The organism is Parafrankia sp. Ea1.12 (assembly GCF_900465275.1).
GTDB lineage: Bacteria > Actinomycetota > Actinomycetes > Frankiales > Frankiaceae > Parafrankia > Parafrankia soli.
Genome location: NZ_UBIZ01000626.1, coordinates 1 through 3747 on the forward strand (window position 1 = coordinate 1; position 3747 = coordinate 3747).

Sequence of the window (3747 nt, forward strand, 5' to 3'; positions counted from 1 at the left end):
CATAGAGGATCGCGTCCACGATGTCACGCCGGTCGTGTTTCTCGGGCCGGCCGTCCTTCGACGCCGCCGGCAGCAGCGGCTGCACGTAGGCCCACTCCGCGTCCGTGAGATCCGAGGGATACCGAGGAGAACGTGCCATCTCCACGACCTACCAGCCCCACCGCCAACCCAAAACCTCCCACCCCCACGTCACTCTCCGCACAGAGAACCAAGATTCAGGACAGGTACTCACTCGAAGGGCAACGTTAGCGGTCGGATCACCCGCGGGGCAGCACCCGCTGCGGCATCCTCGTCCACACGGACAAAGCGCACCGGGCGCCGACCATCCCACCGTCCACGCTGGCGCGACAGGGAGGGCCGAGACCCGCGGCTTCAGGGTAGCCAGACGGGTTGGCTGGTCGGTCGTCGTCCCACCTGCCACGTGGCTGACGTCGTCGCCACGGTCTCGGCCCACTCGTGTGAGTTAAGCTGCGGCCGTCCAGTTGGCGACGAACGCGGCAAGCTGCCCATCGATATACCGGTCGACTCGGACCGGGGAGATGCTGCTCGTGCGGTATGCGCGACCCCGTCGCACGTCAAGTACGACTGGCAGCCCGGCGGGGTAGATGTTTTCCATGTGTTGGCTCATGAGCCGCAGCAATGTGGCGATGACCTCAGGATTAGGCGGGTGGGCGTCAAACCACATGTAGGTGGCCTCTACTCGGCCGTTGCCTCGGCGCACGCCCATGTGTGGGTTGATCTTGAGTGTGAGACCTGACCGCTCGATGACTGCATCACGGATTTTCTGTTCCGAACAGAAGGACAGATCATCCAGGCTCCGGAGGTAGGAGCGGTAGCCGAATTCCAGCTGCTGATAGAGATGCTGGTATCGGGTGGCGACAGTGGTCACGGCTTGTTCCAGATGTCGTCCCGAGGACCCGAACCGGAAGTCGGCGCGACAGGCGGCACAGAACTTGGTGTAAGGGTTGAATCCGCGGCGGATCTCGCGGTTGCGCCGTACCTCCTCCACGAAGAATGCCTTGTCGAGGGGGGCCTGCTCGAGGTAGCGAGCAAGCACGAGTGCGGTGGCGTAGGGCGCCATACCAGGCATCACGAAGCCGACCTCCAACCCTTCATAATCCACATGAGTTGACCCGAGGCTCGATCGTCACGTGACAGTGAGGATGTAAGTGAGCCCCGCACCGGCCGGTCTGGCCCATCACGTGACTGACCTTGGTGTCCTGCGATCGATCTGCCGGCTGTGCTGGTGCGGGGCTCGTGTGCACTCACCGGACGGGCGGGTGACCTCATAGGAGCCTGGCCAGAGGCCCCTTCACTGTCTTGTCCGTCGCCCGGCTGGTGCGTGCCGCCCTATCCATCGAGGCGTGAAGGACGGCTGTACCAACGATGACACAGCAGCGACAGGCGGTCGACGTCGTCGGTGGCGTTGACACCCACAAGGACACCCACACGGCGGCGGTGCTCGACACCGCCGGGCGGCAACTCGACTCGGCCCGGTTCCCCGCGACCGCGGCCGGCTACGGCCAGCTGCTCGACTGGATGTGCGGCTTCGGGACCGTGGTCAAGGTCGGGGTCGAGGGGACCGGTTCCTACGGCGCGGGCTTGGCCCGTCATCTCACCGGGGCGGGCATCACGGTGGTCGAGATCGATCGTCCCGACCGCAAGGCCCGCCGCTGGCAGGGCAAGTCCGACCCGGTCGATGCCGACGCCGCAGCCCGAGCGGCGCTGGCCGGCCGGCGGACCGGAACCCCGAAGGACCGTGACGGCCAGGTCGAGGCGTTACGCGCCCTGCGGATCGCCCGCCGCGGCGCGGTCAGCCACCGCGCCGACGTGGTCAAGCAGATGAAAGCGCTGATCGTGACCGCACCGGAGTCGGTCCGCGCCGACCTGGCCCCGCTGACCACGGCCCGGCTGATCGGCGTGTGCGCCGACACCGAGGTCCCGGACGGCCGGGCCGAGAACCCGGCGGCCGCGGTCCGCCTGGCGCTGCGCAGCCTCGCGCGCCGCTTCCAGCACCTATCCTCCGAGATCACCGATCTCGACAAGGTCATCGGCAGTCTCGTCGCCGCGATCGCCCCGAAGCTGCTCGCCGTGAACGGCGTCGGCGCCGACAGCGCCGGCCAGCTACTCGTCAGCGCCGGCGACAACCCCGACCGGCTGCGCTCCGAGGCCGCGTTCGCGATGCTCTGCGGCGTCGCCCCGCTACCCGCCTCGTCCGGGCGGACACACCGCTACCGGCTCAACCGCGGCGGAGACCGCCAGGCCAACGCCGCGCTCTACCGCGTCGTGCTCTGCCGGCTGCGCTGGGATCCAGCCACCCAGGCCTACATGGAGCGCCGCACCGCCGAAGGCAAGACCAAGAAAGAGATCATCCGCTGCCTCAAACGCTACGTCGCCCGCGAGATCTACACGATCCTCACCACCCCTGCCCCGGCAAAGGATCTCCCTTTGGCTGCTTGATATCCATAGGACTGAACACCGTGCGGTGGCGAGGTCGGTGCCCGCTCAGTCGAGCCTGGACCGCGGCCCGCCGTCCACCCGGAACCGGGCGAGCACCGGTAGGACGGTCGCCCGCAAGGCCGTTTGGACCTCCTCGCATGACCCCTCAGCCGGGACCACGACGAACGACGATGCCTCCGGCAGGGAGCGGTACGCCTCGTCGAAGGCGACGAGGTAATCGAGTTCCTCACGGTCGCGTCCACGCTGCTCCACCCGCCGCTGCGCGAGCCCGGCCGGGACGGACAGATAGCAGACCAGGTCAGGCGCAGGGAACCGACGGAACGCGGCACGCACTCGACGTTCGCCACGATCACCGCGGGCACGCATGATCGCATACTGACAGTAGGCGTAGCGGTCCATCACCGCGACGTCGCCGGTCAGCCAGGACAGCGCGAGCGCCCGACTGACCGCCACCCAGCGCATGGAGGCCTCGACCACGACGTAGGCGCGGCAGCCGAACAGCACCCGCCCGTCTGCGCGGCCGAGCCGACGCGCCAGCGCATCCCAGATCGGGCGACCGCCGGCGTTCTCGAAGTAGCGGGCCGGCACGCCCTGCCCGTTCAACCAGGCCGCGAGTTGTCTGGCCTGGGTCGTCTTGCCCGACCCGTCCACCCCGAGCAGAGCGATGATCGGCTGGCGTCGCACCCGACAAGCGTAGATCTACACGATCCTCACTGCCCCCACCCCACCAAAGGATCTTCCTTTGGCTGCTTGACATCCATAGGAGCATCGGTCGGTCGCGTCGGAGGTGGGGTAACGTGCGGCGCCCCGGGCTCGCCATCCCGTCCAGATGCAGCAGACCGCGGTGACAGCGCAGGCTGTCGTGTTGGCGATGCGGATGATGATCCCCCCTGGCCGTACCGGCAGGACCACCGTGCAGGTGGCGACGGCCAGCAGGACCAGAAATGAGGCGAGCAAGGCTCGACGGAAGCGACGCGGGAGGTCCGGAACGCCAACACCGTTGGCATCTCCCACGGCCGAGATAACGCCCGTGTAGCCCATCTGTTACACCCTGTGCCCCAACGGTACCGTGCCTTCGTCGGGTGGACGCGCCGGCGTCCGGGAGGTATCGGCAAACCGCGCACCTAGGCCCTCGAGGAACAGCGGAACGAAGAACCCCGCTAGTCGCGGTAGGGACCGTCCTTACGGACGGCCCCCCGCACAGATCCCAGCGAGCGGAACTACCGCACTGGGCTCCCGCCTCGGGTGCTGGCGTCGAGCCGAACGGTAGGCAGGGGATGTCGGACC

General features: G+C 67.8%; 4 protein-coding genes. 1 reads left to right on the forward strand and 3 read right to left on the reverse strand.

From position 1 onward, the window contains the following. Nucleotides 1-139 (reverse strand): transposase (locus tag FMEAI12_RS33630; RefSeq protein ID WP_146776683.1); only part of this gene is annotated, 139 nt, incomplete at its 3' end. A 324-nt stretch (nucleotides 140-463) separates the two neighbouring features. Continuing rightward, entirely contained in the window at nucleotides 464-1108 is a 645-nt protein-coding gene (locus FMEAI12_RS33635; protein WP_131627766.1) for a hypothetical protein, read from the reverse strand. 278 nt (nucleotides 1109-1386) lie between these two features. Between FMEAI12_RS33635 and FMEAI12_RS33640 the strand changes: the two genes are divergently transcribed. Continuing rightward, the gene (locus FMEAI12_RS33640) at nucleotides 1387-2460 is read left to right on the forward strand and encodes an IS110 family transposase (protein WP_112109140.1); all 1074 of its coding nucleotides are present in this window, start codon (nucleotides 1387-1389) and stop codon (nucleotides 2458-2460) included. Between the two features lie 45 nt (nucleotides 2461-2505). Here the strand turns inward: FMEAI12_RS33640 and FMEAI12_RS33645 are convergent, their stop codons facing one another. Continuing rightward, on the reverse strand, nucleotides 2506-3144 hold the full coding sequence (locus tag FMEAI12_RS33645; RefSeq protein ID WP_112109141.1) for an AAA family ATPase: 639 nt from the start codon (nucleotides 3142-3144) through the stop codon (nucleotides 2506-2508). Nucleotides 3145-3747 lie beyond the last annotated feature (603 nt).

What these genes read in the sequence shown, in the direction of transcription:
- FMEAI12_RS33640 (WP_112109140.1), top strand. Translation starts at nt 1,387, where the DNA reads ATGACACAGCAGCGACAGGCGGTCGACGTCGTCGGTGGCGTTGACACC.